Here is an 18,526-nt window from a genome sequence, read left to right as displayed (position 1 = left end):
ACAATAAAAAAGAAATGAAAAGCCCTAAATCCAAATCTTATTCCCTTATTATTGCGATATGCGTTATTGCTTTTAGTTATAAAGGTTTAGCTCAGAATTTAACACATACTACTAACCAAAACCTCGTTCCTAATCCAAGTTTTGAAAAAACTAATGCTGCGGTAAAAAGGTTAAATCATGCAATGAGGAATTTTGGTGTGATGTCGGATTGGAAGGCATTGGTAAATTCACCGGATGTACATCATCCTGCTGTGGATGATGTAAAGTTTATGCATAGATCCCCAAATTTTCTTAAACAATTTGGATCACAGGAACCCAGAACAGGAGAGGGAAAAGTAGGACTTTATATTGCAGGAGGCCAACATAAAGAAGGTATTATTACTAAACTAAAAAGCAAATTATCTGCCGGTAAGTATTATTATTTTCAGATGTATGTTTCTCTTGGAGAAGGAGTTTCCAAGTCTTGTACATCATCAATAGGATCATATTTTACTGCAATTAAACCTAAAATAACACCTACATCAAAATTGAGGTTAAGTATCGAATCTTCAGAAGTCGTATGTGACACTCAGGTTTGGACAAAGGTTTGTGGTGTTTATAAAGCTAAGGGAACAGAGAAGTATGTTTCTTTAGGGTATTTTTCAGATGCTCCTAAAGGCAAATCTAGAAAAGGATCGGGAGGATTCAGTGAAGCATATTACTATATCGATGATGTATTACTTATGGAAATGCAAGACCCTAAAGGTTTGAACCCTAGAACTATTTGCGGTATGGCTTTGGATTTCTCTGATATTGAGTTTCTCGAAGGAGAAAGCGAAGCTTATGATGACATCAAAAAAGCCTTGGATTCATATATTCAATATGTAAATGTATTTAAGGTAAATAAAATAACTATTACTGGTCATGCAGATGATGCAGGTTCGTCTTTTGAAAATGAGATTATGTCTGCTGTGAGGGCAAGTAATGTTAAAGCATATATGGTGGAAAAAGGAGTTGACGAATCTTTAATAGAAACCGTTTTCGCCGGAGATACGCAACCTGCCAACATTGATGGTTCTGACATAGATGTTACTACTAATAATAGAATCTCTATAAATATTGAATAATCAATTTTTATAAGGTTTAGCTAAAAAACTTGTTACCTTTGAACAAAAGTAACCACAAGTATTTGATATGAGTTTTCCAAAATTCTTATTAGGAGATAATACTGATTATCCCGAAGCTATTTTTGTAGTCCATACAGAGTTTCCTAGATTTATTATTAATCTTGCCAATGACGAGGTGGAATGGCTGGAGGAGTTTGATCAGCATGATCAAAAAGAGCTGGAAAGCGAAGCCGAAAACCTTTTTAAAGCTGCTAATGATTTCTATGATCGTGAAATCGAACGATACGATAAAGAATAAATAATGGAAGAACTCATTCAATTAGATAAAGACCTGTTTATATATCTCAATAACCTTGGTACAACAACTTGGGATGGATTTTGGTTATTTATGACCAACAAGTTTTATCAGATTCCTTTGTATCTTGTGTTATTATATTTTTTCTATAAACATTTTGGTGTTAGAGGTACTGTTATCACACTTGTTATTGTTGCCCTTTTGATTACAGCCTCAGATCAACTTGCTAATTTGTTTAAATATGTACTTTTTAAACGCCCCAGACCATGCAGAGCAGAAGGAGTAGAAGAGTTTACAAGATTTGTCGCGGGACATTGCGGCAGATACGGGTATTTCTCGGCTCATGCAGCAAGTTCGATGGCTTTAGCCTTTTTTACAGGATTGGCATTGCAGAAGCATCTTAAATATATCTTTCCCTTCATGGTGGTATGGGCAATTGTAGTGGGGTATAGTAGAATTTATTTGGGGGTTCATTATCCAGGAGATGTGATCACCGGTATGGCTTTTGGTATTCTTTTAGGATTCGGTGCTTATAAGCTGCATACTCTTTTGGTTAAAAAGTACGGTTAGAGTGAGTTCATAAAGAGCTATACATTACTCATTTTCTGATATTTTATAATTTTTGTTGTTTTATGGGACTCATACTTCTATACTATTACATCTAGTAAATTGAATACTCGTGACTGATAAAAAAATATACAGATATTCCAATGTTGAGTTGATTGATCTCATAAAAAATGGCATTAATAAAGGCGACATCAAAAAAGCAAAATCAGAACTAGAATCACGAAATTTAACCCCAAAGCAACAAACTAAACTCGAGTCTGAATATATAAAACATAAGGAATTCCAGGATAGACGCAAACAAGCTTCTTTGACTACAAGTGAATGGATGTCTTTTTTCTTTTTATCATCTTTTATTCCTAAACCAAGATGGAGGGATGATCATTTTTCTAAATCCGAATTAGAACGTTACAGAAAGTATGGTTTTGAAACAAAAGAAAGGGAAGCTCAAAAAGCTAAACTATATGGAAGTTTTTTCTGGATTTTAATGATAATTTGCTCAACACTTGTTTATGGTTATCTCACAGTATAGAAATAGCATTGGAAACACCTACCCCTAATGACAACAACAAAATTAATGGCATAAAACTTGATCATAATATAACACACTATCCCTTCCATCTAACTTCAAAACTATGATTTATGAGAAAATTATATTCTTTCATTGTAACCGTATTTTTCTTTTGTGCAGCTTTTTCACAAGATATACCAGTACTTCAGGTAGATGATAAACCATTAGGGTTATCTTCTTTAGATATTAAAGTAGAGGTAATAGGTAATATAGCAACTACTACCTATGACATGCTTTTTTATAACCCAACGAATACTGTTTTAGAGGGAGAGCTATCATTTCCGTTAGGAGAAGGGCAAAATGTTTCCAGGTTTGCACTAGATGTTAATGGAAAACTTAGAGAGGCAGTGGTAGTAGAAAAAGAGTTGGGTAGAATAGCATTTGAAGCTGTGGTAAGAAGAAGAGTGGATCCAGCTTTATTAGAAAAAGGAACAGGTAACAACTACAAGGCAAGGATTTATCCTATTCCTTCAAGAGGACATAAAAGAGTTGTGTTAGCTTATGAACAAGAGTTGGTTTTTGATAATGATGCACATTATTACAATTTGCCTTTACAGTTTAAAAACAAACTAGAAAATTTTACCTTGGAGATATCGGTTTTTGATCAGAAAATTAAGCCTGTCATAGAAAAAGGTAATATATCAGGATTGGAGTTTTCTGATTGGAAGAAAAATTACACTACAAAAGTTTCTAAGAAAGGTTATGTGCCCAATGAGAATATTTTAGTCAAAATACCTTTGGAAATAGATAGTAAGAAACTTATGGTTTCGGGTGAATATTTTTATATATATAAGAATGTTGTACCAGAAAAAAGGTTGAGGAAGAAACCTAGTAAAATCACATTATATTGGGATGCTTCACTTTCTATGAAAAAACGAGATCTAAAAAAAGAAATTGAGTTTTTGGATACTTGTTTCTTATACTTTCAGAATGTAGCAGTTCGATTAGTGACGTTTAGTGATATAAAGCAGTCTGATACTATATTTAAAATTAAAAATGGTAACTGGAAGGATTTGAAAGTGGCAATACAACAAACGGTTTATGACGGAGGAACTTCATATAAAACATTGTTTAAAAGTAAAGAACAATCAGAAATGGGATTATTGTTTTCTGATGGAATCCCCAGTTTGAGCATATTTGAACTGGATTCAAGTATTCCGATATTTGCAGTAAATAGTGTTGTCAAAGCTAACCATTCGGCATTAAAGAATAGCGCTGAAAATATAAATGGTACATACGTCAATCTCACAACAAAGTCCATAAAGGAAGCGTTCAAGGATATAAAATTTGAAGCATTTAAATTCCTGGGGTATGAATCTTCTACAAAAGGTACGGAGATCTATCCTTTTACACCTACTGCCGTATCGTATGATTTTTCTATAACGGGTAAGAACTTTGTAAAAGGGCAACGTATACAGTTAAATTTTGGATATAGTAATGAAGTTACGCAAAGTGTTACTGTCGATCTTGATGACAACCCTGGTTCTGATGTTGATATCAGAAGAATATGGGGGCAGAAAAAATTAGATTATCTGGAGAAAGATACCAAGAAGAATAAAGATAAAATTACTGTTTTAGGAAAAGCATATAGCTTGGTTACGGATTATACTTCATTAATAGTTTTGGAAGAAATCAGGGATTACATAAGATATAAGATCACCCCACCAGCAGAATTGTTAGAAGAATATAATAGAATTCTGGCTACAGAAAATAATGTAAAAGAAGGTTTGATACAGAGAACTGCATCTTCTGAGGAACCTACAGAAAGCAGAGAAACGCCTATAAATCAAAACTTTGAAATCATTGCTGATGAAAGGAGAGTAGCAGCAAAGCGTGAAGCAATAAGAAGACCTGTTGAACCAGGACTGTTAAGGTCAGAGGAACCTGAATTAGAAGAGGAAATCATAGAAGTAGAAGCCGTAGAAGATGTAGATGCTGGTTATGAGGATGTTTCGTCCGTTCCCTTTGCTGTTATTGAACAAGTGCCTGTGTTTCCGGGATGTGAACCTTATACATCAAATGAAGAAAGAAAAAACTGTTTTTCCCAGAATGTACGAAGCATAGTAAGTAGAAGCTTTAATACTCAGCTTGGGGGCGAACTGGGTTTGCCTTCTGGTGTTCAAAGAATATATGCAAGATTTACCGTAAATAGAAAAGGAGAAGTAAGCGATATAAAGGCTAGAGCTTCTCAGCCTCAACTAGAAGAGGAAGCAATAAGGGTTTTAAGATTATTACCTGTTATGACACCGGGTAGACAAAGAAATATGGCTGTAGATGTACAATATACCTTGCCTATTGTTTTTAATGTTGATGATTCAGGAACATTTTCTACTCCCATAGTATCTGTTTCCCCATATACCCCACCAACTCCATCGTTCAGAAAATATTCTGGAGATCTTACTGTAAAAGATAGGATGGTTAATACGAAATATATCATTGAATTACGAAAGGCAAAGACTTTACAAGAGGCTTATCAAATGTATCTAATGCAACGCAATAATTATTTAGAAACTCCTGCCTATTTTGTGGATGTATCTAATCATTTTCGGGATACATATAATGAGAATATATATTCATCCAGAATTTTATCGAATATACCCGAAACAGATTTTGATAATTACGAATTGTTAAAAGTATACGGTTATCAATTGCAGGTGAATCAGCAATATGAATTAGCGGAATTTATCTTTGAGCGAGTGCTGGATTTAAGATCAGAAGATTCGCAATCATACAGAGATTTGGCTTTGGCTTATAAAAACACAGGTAAGTGCCAGGAAGCTTTAGATTTATTATATAGTATTGTCTCAGGTGAAATTTATAAGAATACTGAAAGACGGGTTTTTAAAGGGATAGCAGATATTGCTAAACATGAAGTGAGAACCCTTATTAAGGAGCACAAAAATGATTTAGATCTTAGTAAAATTGATAAAGAACTTTTGGAACCAGTGGATTTTGATATTAGAATTACTACGGATTGGAATCATAATGATACTGATATAGATTTACATATTATTGATCCTAACTTAGAAGAGTGTTATTATAGTCATAATAAGACAAGTATTGGGGGTAAAATGTCTCAGGATATGACTCAAGGGTTTGGTCCGGAAGAATTCACATTAAAAGATGCCATAAAAGGCGCGTATTATATTAAAGTGAAATATTATGGGGATCGCTATCAAAAGTTGGAGAATCCAACGTTTATGAAGGTAACTATTTTTAAAAAATATGGTACAAAGAAAGAAACCAAGGAAACCAAAGTCATCAGATTAACTAAACAAGATGATGAAGAGATAGTGGCAAAAGTGGAGTTTTAGCTACTCTTTTCTAAACTTCTTCTTTTTCTTCTTTTTGCTAAAAATACGTTTAAGCAGATTGTCTCGTTTTTCAGGTTTACAGTCGAGGTCTTTTAATATCTCTTCAGAAGGTGCTGTGAATGTACTTTTAGTATATTTATCAAAACTACTGTCCTGATTCATTTTCTGGTACAGTTTAGCAAAAATTGGTAATGCTGTATTTGCTCCTTGGCCCATAGCTGTTGTTTTAAACCCTATATTGTAATTATCATTACCCACCCAGGTTACTGTCACCAGGTTTGGGGTGAGTCCCACAAACCAACCGTCTTTGTTATCCTGTGTAGTTCCCGTTTTACCGGCAATATCATTTTTTAAGTTATATGTGGTTCTAAGTCGAGTAGCGGTTCCTTCATTGACAGTGGATTTCATCATTTCCAATAGTACTTGCCTGGTATAATTACTAAAGGTGATACTGTCGGACACCTTAGGTTCAAAAGAAGCAATCAGATTCCCTTTTTTATCCTCAATTTTGGTAATATAATAGGGTTGTATAGGTTTTCCTTCATTCACATAACTAGCGTATGCTCCAGCCAATTCTTTTAATTTGATACCATCTGTTCCAAGTGCCATTGCAGGCTTTTCAGACAGTTCTGAGGTGATTCCTAGTTTTCGAACTTGTTCTGTTACTGCCGGAATTCCAACTTTGTTTAATACTTTGACAGCAATAGTATTGACTGAAGTGCTCAATGCTTTTTCTAAGGTGAAATTAAGATATGGATCTTCTTCAGAGGATGAGTTTTTTGGTGTCCAATCATCTAGGTTGGTATAGGTAATTTCTTTGGTAGAAAAATAAGTACAAGGCTTCATGCCATTTTCGATAGCTGTAGTATATACAAATGGTTTAAAAGTAGAACCGACTTGTCTTTCGCTTTGCGAAACATGATCATATTTAAAATATCGATAATCAATTCCACCTATATATGCTTGTACTGCTCCGGTTGAGGGTTCTATAGCAATCATCCCGGTATTTAGAAATTTTAGATAGTGTTTCAAGCTATCCAGAGTAGTCATTTTTTTGGTAATATTTTCTTCCCATTCAAAAAGTTCTATATCCTTCTTTTTAGAAAGAGAATCTTGGATTTGATCTTCAGTAAGACCTTGCTCCTTATAGTTTTTATAGATGTTAAGTTCTTTGATCGCGTTTTGAATAAGTTGAGTATTACTTTTCCAGGGGGGAGTACTACCATAAGATGCTTCATATGCTTTTTGCAAAACCTGCATATGTTCTTTCATTGCTTCTTCTGCCAGCGATTGCATTTTGTAATCCAAAGTAGTATGAATAATTAATCCATCATTGTATATGTCGTATACCGTGCTATCCGGTTTTTTGTGCTTTTCCAGAATATGAGAAAGTTCTTTTTTTACTTGTTCCCTAAAATAAGGAGCTAAACCCAGGTCGTGATTAAAATATTGATAATCCAAAACAATAGGTTGACCCATCGTTTGATCCGCACGTTTAGAACTTAGATATTTATATTTTACCATCTGCTGTAACACCACATCTCTACGCAGTTGACTTCTTTCCGGAAAAAGCCGAGGGTTATAGCTATGATTAGCTTTTAATGAACCAACTAAAGTAGTAGCTTCTGATAAATTAAGTTGACTTGTGTGTTTATTAAAGAATTTTTGAGCTGCACTCTCAATTCCGTATGTATTATCAGGAAAAGGAACTGTGTTGAAATACATAGTCAGGATTTCCTTTTTAGAATAAATGTCTTCCATTCTTTTGGCTATAAAGGATTCCTTTACTTTATTAACCACAGTACTAAATATTTTGTACTTCTTTCTTCCGAAGAGATTTTTAGCCAATTGCAAAGTAATTGTACTTCCTCCTCCTGAAGATTTGTTACCCATCAGAATGGTTTTGAAAAAAACTCGCAGTAAACTGGTATTGTCTACCCCGTCGTGTTCATAGAATCGGATATCTTCTGTAGCGACTAGCGCATCAACTAGATGTTGAGGTAAATCATCATAAGTAATTGGTTGACGATCATAAATATAATACTTGCCAATTAAGTGACCATCTTTATCCAGTACTTGCGTAGCTTCAGCTTGTTTTAAAGAACTTAGTTCATCTTTGGTAGGTAGCTCTCCCCAAAAACCAAGATAGATACTAACATAAAACATAAGGAATAGCAGAAAGATTCCTCCTGAAGCAATAAGAGAAAACTTCATCCATTTCTTTCGTAAAATATTCTTAATCATATCACGATATTGATATAGATAACGCCTAAAATGTAAAATTATTAAATAGTTGTGGCCTTATGACTTCTTCTGGAATTCCTAATACAATATACACTAAACTTTTTTGGTTAAAATCTAAATCCATAAAATGTATTTTGTACTAAAAAAAGGAATTGTAAATGTCCAAAAAAAGTTTAGAGAATAAGTATAGCGTAGTAGAAAAGTATTAGATTTTTTTACTTGTCAAAAAAATCGAAAAAATATATAAATTTAAAGTTGATTTATGAAAAATTTCATTTTTTTTAATTAGACTTGTAATAGCATATTACCATAAGTGGAATGATACTGAACCCGATAGAAAATCACCTAGGGTAAATTAAAATAAATTACCCTAAGGTTTGTAATAGAGAGTGGAACCCAGAAGTATATCTTTTATCTGGGATGTTTTAGAAATATACAACTAACTAAATCTGCAAACCCATGAGAAGAGTAATTGTTGACTACAAAAAACTGAATAAAAACATTTTAAACCTTTTAGTGAATAAGTTTCCTGATGGATATAATGATAGAGATATTGTTTCTTTCAGAAACCAGCATAACGAAGCCATCGAAGCTGTAGAGGTAAAAACATCAGATACCTGTTATTTGGTTAAGATCAGTAAACGTCTTGCTGACACTATGCAAAGTTATGACTATGATAATCCTGCTGTTGATGTTCCTGAAGGTGTGAGCAAAGATCAGGTGGGTGAGATAGGTGACAAGTAACTAGGAGTGCACCATAAATTCAAAGATATTGGCATATAATATTAGACATTAAGGTTTTTTCTATACAATTATTTGTGCTTATTTTTAGAGTAATTATATCTATGAATATTGATCTATATTTCAAAAAATATGAACTCTGAAAATGAAGAAAAATCCTTAGTAAATTTAGGTGGATTAAGTTTAAAAACAGTCGTTAGAACTAAAGATTATAATGCTTCAAGAGATTTCTATCACCAAATCTTAAACCTGAAAATAGTTGAGGAATATAGTAGTGAGAATAGAGGGTGTGTTTTTAGATTTGGTCATAAAGATAATAATGCTTTTATAGAAATATCTGAAATAAAAGAAGGTCATTACTACTATAATTCATCTTTCAGTAAGGAAGTAGCTAATGATAAAATAGATCTGCAGTTAAAAACAACGGATATAATGCGTTGGGTAAATCACCTGGAAGGAAAATGGGAAACCATAGGTCCGGTTGATCGTCCCTGGGGTTCTCGTTATTTATATTTAAGAGATCCCGATGGTTTGCAAATTATTATTTATGAAGAGAAGGAAATATAATTGGTAAGAACTAATTAAAATAACCACTAATTAATCAGAACCAAGTATTTTATTATACTAAATCAGTCTTTGCTTAACTCCAATAGATACCTTGCCGCAGCAAAAGGAGTAATCTTATGTTGTTGTATGGCTTTAATTTGTGTTGCAAGAGCTTCTTTGATTTTTGGGTTATTATAAAAAGAACTTTTTAATTGCTCCTCGATAGTTTGTAATAACCAAAACTTATTTTGCTCCATACGATTTTTATCAAAAAATCCATTTTTTGAAGTAATGTCAAGATATTTCAGGATCAATTCCCAGATGTCCTCGATCCCTATATTTTTTAGAGCACTACAGGTTAATACTTCTGGAGACCAACTACTTTCTGCGAGTGGATATAGGTGTAAAGCTTTTCTGAATTGATTTTTGGCTTCTCGAGCTCGTTTCTCATTATCACCATCTGCTTTATTGATAACTATAGCATCCGCCATTTCGATAATACCTCGTTTGATACCTTGTAATTCATCACCAGCTCCGGCAAGTTTTAGTAGTAAAAAGAAATCTACCATACTATGTACTGCGGTTTCGCTTTGACCAACACCCACAGTTTCTATGATGATTACATCATAACCGGCAGCTTCGCATAAAATAATAGACTCCCGGGTTTTCTGTGCTACTCCACCCAATGAACTTCCGGATGGAGAAGGACGAATAAAAGCCTCTTTTGATCGAACTAAAGATTCCATACGGGTTTTATCACCAAGGATACTTCCTCTAGAGATAGTACTGCTAGGATCTACTGCAAGAACAGCCACTTTTTTACCTTTCTGTATTAGTATATTTCCTAAAGCTTCAATAAATGTGCTTTTTCCAACTCCAGGTACTCCAGTGATTCCAATCCTTACAGAATTGTTAGCATAAGGAAGACATTTTTCAATAAGTTGCTGTGCTTTTGACCAATGATTCTTTTGGGTGCTTTCTATTAATGTAATGCCTTTACTTAACGCAGTAGCATCTTTGGTAAGAATTGACTTAAATATAGTATCTACAGATATATTTTTCTGTTGTAGTTTTTTAAACCGACCAATAGCTTGGTCATTAGTACTGGAAGGTACTTTAGGAGACTGGATATTGCTATGTTCAGAATGATCTTTAGACACAAAAAAGCTTTATACAAAGGTATAATCATTTTTTGAAACACAGTAGCCCATATTCCTCTTATACTTTGATAGGAACCGCAACTGCAGTTCTATCCCAGGATAGGTACATAATGGTGAAGTCATTAGCGTTTTCGAAATAAATAGAGAATTGCTCCACAACATTCAATAAAGGTTGTACCGGGACCTCTACGGTTAATACATCATATTCTGGTTCGCGAGCAATAGTTCCATCAAAATTAACGCCCCAATCATATTCTTCTGCATTAAAAATGACCTTCCAGGAGTCTGAACTGGGAATGGTCCATAAAGTGTAAGTACCTGCCCTTAATTCACTTCCATCTATGAATATGTTTTTATCTGTGGTAAAGGTAGTCGCTTCATTAGCTCCTGTTCTCCATACTTCTCCGTAGGGGACTAGGTCGCCAAAAATCTCTCTTTTCTTTTTATATGGTCGATTATAGAATACAGTAAAAGTTGCATCTTTTGCCGTATGAGTGATCGTTTCTTCTGGGCTGTGTTGCTTGGTTATTTGTTTCATAACCATCAATCCGATAAATCCAATAATAATAATTCCTAATGCTACGAGTATAGTTCTTTTTAAAAATCGTGTCATACAAGTATTTTTTAATTATTTCTAAAGATAATTTATTTGAATGTTAATTAAACACATATTTATGTACTTTTGAGCCATTACTACAAATTCATGGTTGAAAAATCCTTTAAGAAATTTACTTCAGATATTACTTTTGATAAAGATACGTATGTGATTATAGGCTCCGGAATTGGAGGATTAACAACAGCAGTTTTTTTAGCAAAGGCAGGAAAGAAAGTTGTTATTTTAGAGCAACATTATACTCCAGGAGGATTCACGCATACCTTTAAGCGTCGTAAAGGATTAGTCTGGGATGTTGGTGTGCATTATGTAGGTAATATGCATGAAGAGTCTAAACTGAAGAGTATCTTTAATTATTTGTCAAATAATAAGTTAGAATGGGATCCCATGGGAGATCCTTATGATGTGGCGCATATAGGGGATAGAAAATTTGAATTTGTAAGTGGGGTAGAGAATTTCAGGAAAAAGTTTTATGAATATTTTCCTAATGATAAATCTGCTATTGATTCTTATATAGAGTTATTACAGAAATCAACAAAAAAAAGCCTTTTGTATTTTGTGCAGAAAGCATTTCCGTTTCCATTAAGTGTACTTTTAGGACCTTTATTCAGGAGAATTCATAGATCGATATCTCATAAAACAACATATGAGGTATTGAGTAGTATCACGGATAATCAAGAGCTTATAGCAGCATTATGTGCACAATGTGGTAATTATGGGTTATCTCCTAAAGAAAGTAGTTTTGCAGCACATTGTATTGTGATTAATCATTTCATTGATGGGGGTAATTATCCCAGAGGTGGAGCTAATCGTATCCATGAAACAATCATAGAACATTTAGAAACATTAGGTGTATCGGTTTATATCAATGCTAAAGTTGAGAAAATCATCACCTTAGGAAAAACTATAAAAGGATTGACAATTAATGGTCAGTTATTTGATTGTGAAAATGTTATCAGTAATGCAGGCGCATACAATACTTTCAATCATTTGCTTGATGCTGATGTTTTACAAAAAAAACATAAGAATTTTGGTAAGATAGAATCTTCTACCTGTCATTTATGCTTATATGTTGGGCTAAATAAAAGCGATGCAGATTTAGGATTACCAAAATATAATATTTGGTGGTATGCTGATAAGGATACAGATAAAATTCTGAACGATAAAGAGAATTTGTCAGATAAGAAACTATCATTTGCATATATTTCTTTTCCGTCTGCCAAAGATAGTTTATGGCCAACTGAGCATCCTGATACTGCTACCATCCAGCTCATTGGAAGAGCCTGGTATAAGGATTTTAATAAATTCGAAGATCAACCTTGGTTAAATAGAGGTGATGAATATGATGAGATTAAGGAAGATTTTAAAAATAAAGGATTAGCTCTTCTATTTGAGTTGTATCCCCAATTAAAAGAGCATATTATCCATGCTGAGGTATCTTCGCCGGTCTCTACAAAGAAATTTAGTAATTATCAAAAAGGAGAGATCTATGGTGTGACTCATGCTCCTCAACGTTTTAAAACAAGAGTATTGCGTCCACGAACCCATATCAAGGGTTTATATCTTACCGGACAAGATATCACCTTGGTCGGTGTCGGTGGGGCTATGGCAAGTGGAATACTTACGGCTTCTACTATTGTTAAGTGGAACATGAGTAAACAGTTTAAAGAAATTATGTCCAAATATTAATTACTTTACATTTCACTAACCTGCGGCTTTAAGAAGGTTCATTACATTTATAGCACATACGTTTCTTAGCGAAGTCAAAGACTTAAATGCTGATTCCGGGTAGAGGCGATTTTCAATTAATACATCAATATGTTTGATTACTTTTTTGGTGCAATCCATATTCTTTTCGATTAAACGGTAGACTCCTTCAATTTCTTCATTTTTGACAAGGTTGTCATTTTTAATTGTTTTATACATTTTTAATAGGTTTTTGGTTAACAAAAAGTTGATCTGCTATGTAGTACTTATTTTAGGCTGAAGCTTACTTTTTGAATAGTTAATTTTTTATTAATAATTTGATATTCAGTTAATTGTGTAATTAAAAGTATTTTTATTTCTAATTTTGCAACATTTATAGATAGAATTTCGTCTATATAGAGAGAATAGCAATTGAAACCGGTTTTAATTGTCATAGAGAAGTAATCACTAACCAAATAAGTTAAAGAAGTTTGTTACAAAGCGAGCTAATAGAACAATGTAGGGCTAACGATCGTAGAGCACAAATGAAGCTTTATAATAAGTACTGTGATGGTATGTATTATGTAGCGTTACGTTTCCTTAAAGATCCTTTTGAGGCAGAAGAAGCTATGCAGGAATCTTTTATAAAAGCTTTTACAAGGCTTCATCAATTTACTGGTGATGTGACTTTTGGTGCATGGTTAAAGCGTATCGTAATAAATAAGAGTATAGATATGCTTAAAGCAAAAAAAATGAATATGGTTGCTATAAATGAGCAGGTGATGAGTACTGTAGAAGAACATAACGATTGGTCCGTTTCTGATTCCGTTACAGTCGACGAAGTAAAAAAGGCAATTGAGACATTGCCTGAAAAATATAAGTATGCAGTTATGCTATTTTTAATTGAAGGTTATGATCATAATGAGATCAGCGAAATATTAGATATCACCCCGGTTTCCTCCAGAACATTAGTGCATAGAGGAAAAAAACAATTACAAGATCAATTAAAACATTTAAGAGATGGCACAGGATATTAGAGAACTGTTAAAGCAGGATAAGCAGATTCCTTCTGAGCGTATTAGAGAAGGGCATCAGCAACGTTTTATGGATCGATTAGAGAAAGAACTTCCTAAACAAAAAAGAGGTTTTGATTATTCCTGGATTAGGATTGCTGCTAGTGTAGTTGTGATTTTATCAGTCTCTTTTATGGCTTTTAATCAATTCGGAAATGATAAGGGAACAACAGAAGTAGTAAATTCAACAGAAAGCCCGGTAAAAAATTCTACGGTAGTTTTAACTAAGCAGTCTTCATCTGTGGCTGAGATATATCCAGATTATGAACAAGTAGAAAATACGGTATTTACCACAGTTAAGTTTTATTTATCTCAGATTAAAATTGATGATACAAATAGAGAACTGGTAGAGAGTTTTATGAAACGATTAGAAAATTTGGATAAAGAATATCAAAGACTTAATGAAGAGTTTTTAAAAGTAGGTCCAAATATGCAAAGTATAGAAGCAATGAAAGAGAATTTGACAATGAGGCTTACTCTTTTGACAAGATTGCAAGAGAAACTAAAAGAATTAGAAAAAATTGAAAATGAAAATTACAATGAAATACAAGCTTAATGTTGTCGCCCTTGGCATATTATGTTGTGCAAGTGTGTTTGCACAGGATAAACAGAGCAAGTTAAGCGAAAAATTTTCAGTAAATAAAGATGTTACTGTAAACCTTAATACTACTCATACTGATATTGTTTTTGAAACCTGGAATAAAAATACCGTAGAAGTCCAAGCCTATTTAGAAGGAGACAACCTAACCGAAGAGAATGGAAAGCGTATTCTCGATAGCTGGCAAGTAGATGTATTAGGTAATAGTAGAGAAGTTACTATTAATTCTGTAGCAGGCAATCCTTGGGGAGGAAATATAACCGCGTCTAGTGTAAGAATGGGAGAGAGGGGACAGGAGTTAAAGATGTTGGCACCTATGATTAAAGATTTGTTAGGACCACTTATGGAGAATGTAGCCAATAACCCTATGCCCAGTGCTCTTTCTCAAAACTTAGCTAGTATCAACTTTGATTACAATAAGTATCAGGAGAATGAAGAAGAGTATATTCAGCAATGGGAAAACCAGATGCAAGAAAAATATGGAGATGATTTTAAGGTTGCAATGGAAGATTGGGGAAAGCAATTCGAGAAGAATGTAGAAAAAATAGTTCCTCAAATGGAAATTAAGGTTGAAGCTTGGGGTAACCGGGTAGGTAATGATATGGACGCCTGGGGACAACAATTCGGGAGAGAAATGCAAGCTTGGGCGGCTCAGTTTATTAGGGATTTTGAGAGTCAACAGCAAAGAGGTAATGTCACAGTTTATAGATATAACTCTTCTACTAACAAAAAAGGGACTAGCAATATGACGAAAAGAATAAAAGTCAAAGTGCCTAAAGATGCTAAGCTTAGACTTAATATTCGTCACGGAGATGTGCGATTGGCGGAGCGATCTAATAATGTCAGAGCATCTCTTTCGCATACTAAATTAGAGGCTAATATTATTGATGGCGATCAGACTTTTATTAAAGCATCGTATTCTCCTATACTCGTCCGTCAATGGAATAATGGCCGATTGGTAATTAATTATGTAAAGAATTGTAGGATAGAAAATGCAAAAAACCTTCAGGTTAATTCTGACTCCAGTAATATTTTTATACAGCAGTTGGACGAAAATGGAGCGATAACCGGAAGTTTTGGCGCTATTACTATTGCTAATCTTGGAGAATCCTTTTCGACTTTGGATCTGGCTGTAGTGAATAGTGATTTCAAACTCAAGTTACCAAAAGCAGCATTTAATTTTACTTATAGTGGTGCTCAAAGTCTGATTTCATTACCTAAGACTTTAAAAACTAATGCGAGAAGAAATTTTGGAAATGTATTTATCAATGGTTTTCAGGATACTCGTAATACGGATAAGGCAATAACAATCAATGCTAAATATAGTGAGATAATATTGCAATAGATTTTTTATAGCAAAGTGTTAATTGTAAAAAAGCTCTATAGTCTTCATTTAGATTATAGAGCTTTTTATGGTTAATATAACTAACCTGTAATGTTAAATTTGATATAAATTTTACAGATGTCCCTTATGTTATTGTTAAAGGTTTTTAGAGATTTTTTGTAGGCTAATATCAGATTATTGATTCTTTTGTCTAAGATATTATGTATTTAATCTATGTTTTAGGATTTTTAAAAATATAAAACATTGAAAATCAATATTTTAATACTTATAAAGGGTGAAATTAACATTTTTTGTGTCATTGGTCGAAAATCAACCTCATTTGATCTAAAAATCAGGAATTTACTTTAAGCAACGATAATTTAATATTATTATTGTGTGGTAAAACCGTAATAAGTTTACTCTTAACTACAAAAGATAAATTAAAAGAAATGAGAACTTTAGCAACTATTTTTAGCTTACTATTCTTTATCAATGTTAATGCAAATATCGATGATGATGCATTAAGAATTGAAAGAGAAGGTTTAGTTGTTAGTGTTGTTGATTTTCAAGAAGGAGATAAATTAAAGCTTTTTGAATTTGAGTCTGGAGAACATATTTTGTCTAAAACCAGTGATCAGATTGATCTTAGTATGTTACCTGCAGGTAAATATTTATTAGAAAATAGTAAAGGTAAGTCTGTTGTTATAGAAAGAACAGATGAAGAATTATTATTAGAGAAAGCATTGGATGATTCTTATGTAGTTGAGCGTGATAGTAAAATGGTTGAGGTTGAAGATGTGGCTTTAGAAGAAGAATTAGAAAGTTTTTACAGTAATTCTGATGATAATCTTTTAGCTATAGAAAGAGAAGGTGACCTTATAACGATCGTTGATTTTAAAGAAGGTGATCAAATTAAACTATTCGAAGTAAAAAACACAGTTCATATCTTAACTAAAACTCAAGGTTTTGTAGACTTAAGTCAATTACCAGCTGGAGTATATTTTATTGAAAATAATGAAGGAGATGCAGTAGTAGTAGAAAAATTTGTGGATAACGGTCAGGTTGCAGATATGTAAGAACTGAATAAAAATATTTTAAAAACCCATCGAACTTCGATGGGTTTTTTAGTTCTTGATGTTATTGACTTTTTTTATCCAATTGATTCTCTTTATCTAGGTTCTTGGTCATATTAAAACCAATAAATAAACCTACTCCTGCCATTAAGAATATAGTTCCTGGATATGCAATTTCATCTTCTACTCCCATAGATATATTAAGAATTCCGGCAATAAAAATTCCAACGCCAATCCCCATTAGTAATAAGGATAGATTTAGGATAAACACTTTCCAGACAGGTGTTACTCGTTTTGTTTTACTACTATAAAATATAGAAGCATCCGCTCCTTTATCTATAAGAGCCAGACGTTCTTTATTCCTGGCAGTTACGAATAAATAGAAGATTCCAAAGATGCTTCCGAAAATAATTAAAGGTATTAGTACTTCTGCTGCGTGCATAATTTTAATTTTTAAAAGGTTAAACTTAACTATTCGTTTTTCTTCTATGACAGTAGATAATTCGATCTGGTTACAAAAAAGTAAGAAAAAATATTTTTTGTACTTTTTAGCATATAAAATGTAACCATAGTTAAATTGGTGTCGTCCTACCTGTAAATGAACCATCAATCAGATCAATATTATATAGATAAAGTACTTGCCGGAGAGGTAAATGCTTTTTCAGAATTAGTGGAGCGCTATCAGAGTTTAGTGCATACTGTGGTTTTGCGTATGGTTAAGAATAAGGAACAGGCAGAAGAAGTGGCGCAAGATACTTTTGTAAAAGCATATCAATCTTTGAGTAAATACAGAGGAGATGCTAAATTTTCTACCTGGTTGTATACTATTGCTTATCGCAAAAGCCTGGATGCCATAAAAGCTGCAAAACGTATGATGGCATCAGAAATTATTGAGGATATTAGTGAGGGGGAAATGGAGTTGGTTAATGATGCTTTGGGGTATTTGCAGAATAAAGAAAGAAAACAAATCATATCAGATAGTATAATGAAGCTTCCAGAAGATGAAGCAGCCATAATTACTTTATATTATTTTGAAGAAAAAAGCGTAAAAGAAATAGTTGAGATCATAGGTTTAACAGCAGATAATGTGAAAATTAAGTTGTATCGAAGCAGAAAAAAACTATATTCGATATTAAAATATTACATTTTGCCAGAAATAAGTGCAGAAAATGGAAGAGCGATATAATGACATAGAAAAATTAGTAAAAGAGGCAGGATTGGAACATCCTTCTTCGGATTTTTTAAACAATGTGATGAATCAAGTAGAAACTTCTACTATTGAAGAATCAATAGTTTATAAACCTCTGATTTCCAAAAAAGCTTGGATCGTTATTGCATCAATTGTGTTTAGCTGTCTAAGTCTTTTGCTTTTTATGTCAGGAGAAGGAGAATCTATGTTTGATAAAATAAACCTTACACCAATTGCTTTTGAAGGCTTTAAAAGCCCTCTTTCCGGACTTACACTTGATAAGACAACAAGCTACGGGATAATATTTTTAATACTATTGTTCTTTGTACAAGTGACCATGCTGAAACGAAGAATAGATAAAACATTCTCTTTATAGTGGTTATAAAATTTTATTAAACAAAAATATTTTTAAAAATCCAATACATTCTC

At 33.1% G+C, this 18,526-nt stretch carries 19 protein-coding genes; 14 read left to right on the top strand and 5 right to left on the bottom strand.

Annotated features, from left to right (window positions below):
• The first annotated feature begins 14 nt into the window (after window positions 1–14).
• The 5 genes from J8M14_RS09750 (at window position 15) to J8M14_RS09730 (ending at window position 5,850) form a co-directional block, all read left to right on the top strand.
• On the top strand, window positions 15–1,106 hold the full coding sequence (locus J8M14_RS09750) for an OmpA family protein (RefSeq protein ID WP_211074424.1): 1,092 nt from the start codon (window positions 15–17) through the stop codon (window positions 1,104–1,106).
• A 67-nt stretch (window positions 1,107–1,173) separates the two neighbouring features.
• Window positions 1,174–1,404, top strand: coding sequence for a hypothetical protein (locus J8M14_RS09745; RefSeq protein ID WP_211074423.1), 231 nt, complete (start codon window positions 1,174–1,176; stop codon window positions 1,402–1,404).
• A gap of 3 nt (window positions 1,405–1,407) precedes the next feature.
• On the top strand, window positions 1,408–1,971 hold the full coding sequence (locus tag J8M14_RS09740) for a phosphatase PAP2 family protein (protein WP_211074422.1): 564 nt from the start codon (window positions 1,408–1,410) through the stop codon (window positions 1,969–1,971).
• A gap of 109 nt (window positions 1,972–2,080) precedes the next feature.
• Window positions 2,081–2,497, top strand: a complete 417-nt coding sequence (locus J8M14_RS09735) for a hypothetical protein (protein WP_211074421.1) — start codon at window positions 2,081–2,083, stop codon at window positions 2,495–2,497.
• Between the two features lie 110 nt (window positions 2,498–2,607).
• Complete coding sequence (locus J8M14_RS09730; RefSeq protein ID WP_211074420.1) at window positions 2,608–5,850, top strand: VIT domain-containing protein; 3,243 nt, start codon at window positions 2,608–2,610, stop codon at window positions 5,848–5,850.
• On the opposite strand, the gene J8M14_RS09725 is transcribed toward J8M14_RS09730, so the two are convergent.
• On the bottom strand, window positions 5,851–8,094 hold the full coding sequence (locus J8M14_RS09725) for a transglycosylase domain-containing protein (RefSeq protein ID WP_211074419.1): 2,244 nt from the start codon (window positions 8,092–8,094) through the stop codon (window positions 5,851–5,853).
• Window positions 8,095–8,553: 459 nt separating this feature from the next.
• Here J8M14_RS09725 and J8M14_RS09720 point away from each other — a divergent pair, with 459 nt between their 5' ends.
• Together J8M14_RS09720 and J8M14_RS09715 are read left to right on the top strand one after the other, a co-directional pair.
• The gene (locus J8M14_RS09720; protein WP_211074418.1) at window positions 8,554–8,838 is read left to right on the top strand and encodes a hypothetical protein; all 285 of its coding nucleotides are present in this window, start codon (window positions 8,554–8,556) and stop codon (window positions 8,836–8,838) included.
• Window positions 8,839–8,967: 129 nt separating this feature from the next.
• The gene (locus tag J8M14_RS09715; RefSeq protein ID WP_211074417.1) at window positions 8,968–9,402 is read left to right on the top strand and encodes a VOC family protein; all 435 of its coding nucleotides are present in this window, start codon (window positions 8,968–8,970) and stop codon (window positions 9,400–9,402) included.
• A gap of 62 nt (window positions 9,403–9,464) precedes the next feature.
• Here J8M14_RS09715 and meaB read toward each other — a convergent pair whose 3' ends face one another.
• Window positions 9,465–10,541, bottom strand: a complete 1,077-nt coding sequence (gene meaB / locus J8M14_RS09710) for a methylmalonyl Co-A mutase-associated GTPase MeaB (RefSeq protein ID WP_211074416.1) — start codon at window positions 10,539–10,541, stop codon at window positions 9,465–9,467.
• A gap of 58 nt (window positions 10,542–10,599) precedes the next feature.
• Window positions 10,600–11,154: a DUF2911 domain-containing protein gene (locus J8M14_RS09705; protein ID WP_211074415.1), complete on the bottom strand. Its 555-nt coding sequence runs from the start codon at window positions 11,152–11,154 to the stop codon at window positions 10,600–10,602.
• Between the two features lie 90 nt (window positions 11,155–11,244).
• Between J8M14_RS09705 and J8M14_RS09700 the strand changes: the two genes are divergently transcribed.
• On the top strand, window positions 11,245–12,843 hold the full coding sequence (locus J8M14_RS09700) for an NAD(P)/FAD-dependent oxidoreductase (protein WP_211074414.1): 1,599 nt from the start codon (window positions 11,245–11,247) through the stop codon (window positions 12,841–12,843).
• 15 nt (window positions 12,844–12,858) lie between these two features.
• Here the strand turns inward: J8M14_RS09700 and J8M14_RS09695 are convergent, their stop codons facing one another.
• The gene (locus J8M14_RS09695) at window positions 12,859–13,080 is read right to left on the bottom strand and encodes a hypothetical protein (protein ID WP_211074413.1); all 222 of its coding nucleotides are present in this window, start codon (window positions 13,078–13,080) and stop codon (window positions 12,859–12,861) included.
• Between the two features lie 305 nt (window positions 13,081–13,385).
• On the opposite strand from J8M14_RS09695, the gene J8M14_RS09690 reads away from it, so the two are divergent.
• From J8M14_RS09690 to J8M14_RS09675, 4 genes are all read left to right on the top strand, one after another.
• Complete coding sequence (locus J8M14_RS09690; RefSeq protein ID WP_211074412.1) at window positions 13,386–13,877, top strand: sigma-70 family RNA polymerase sigma factor; 492 nt, start codon at window positions 13,386–13,388, stop codon at window positions 13,875–13,877.
• Complete coding sequence (locus tag J8M14_RS09685) at window positions 13,861–14,469, top strand: hypothetical protein (RefSeq protein ID WP_211074411.1); 609 nt, start codon at window positions 13,861–13,863, stop codon at window positions 14,467–14,469. Before J8M14_RS09690 ends, J8M14_RS09685 begins: the two co-directional genes overlap by 17 nt.
• Complete coding sequence (locus J8M14_RS09680; RefSeq protein ID WP_211074410.1) at window positions 14,453–15,856, top strand: hypothetical protein; 1,404 nt, start codon at window positions 14,453–14,455, stop codon at window positions 15,854–15,856. The genes J8M14_RS09685 and J8M14_RS09680 overlap by 17 nt, the downstream gene beginning before the upstream one ends.
• A 428-nt stretch (window positions 15,857–16,284) precedes the next feature.
• Window positions 16,285–16,911 (top strand): hypothetical protein, encoded by a 627-nt coding sequence (locus tag J8M14_RS09675; RefSeq protein ID WP_211074409.1) that lies wholly within the window; start codon window positions 16,285–16,287, stop codon window positions 16,909–16,911.
• A 61-nt stretch (window positions 16,912–16,972) separates the two neighbouring features.
• Here the strand turns inward: J8M14_RS09675 and J8M14_RS09670 are convergent, their stop codons facing one another.
• Complete coding sequence (locus tag J8M14_RS09670) at window positions 16,973–17,350, bottom strand: DUF6249 domain-containing protein (protein WP_211074408.1); 378 nt, start codon at window positions 17,348–17,350, stop codon at window positions 16,973–16,975.
• Between the two features lie 156 nt (window positions 17,351–17,506).
• Between J8M14_RS09670 and J8M14_RS09665 the strand changes: the two genes are divergently transcribed.
• Window positions 17,507–18,094 (top strand): RNA polymerase sigma factor, encoded by a 588-nt coding sequence (locus J8M14_RS09665; protein ID WP_211074407.1) that lies wholly within the window; start codon window positions 17,507–17,509, stop codon window positions 18,092–18,094.
• Complete coding sequence (locus J8M14_RS09660; RefSeq protein WP_211074406.1) at window positions 18,078–18,473, top strand: hypothetical protein; 396 nt, start codon at window positions 18,078–18,080, stop codon at window positions 18,471–18,473. Before J8M14_RS09665 ends, J8M14_RS09660 begins: the two co-directional genes overlap by 17 nt.
• Window positions 18,474–18,526: the final 53 nt, after the last annotated feature.

It is taken from the genome of Aquimarina sp. MMG016, assembly GCF_018100805.1.
Lineage (GTDB): Bacteria > Bacteroidota > Bacteroidia > Flavobacteriales > Flavobacteriaceae > Aquimarina.
The sequence above is the reverse complement of the archived record's forward strand: the minus strand, read 5'-3'. Positions and strand labels throughout refer to the sequence as shown.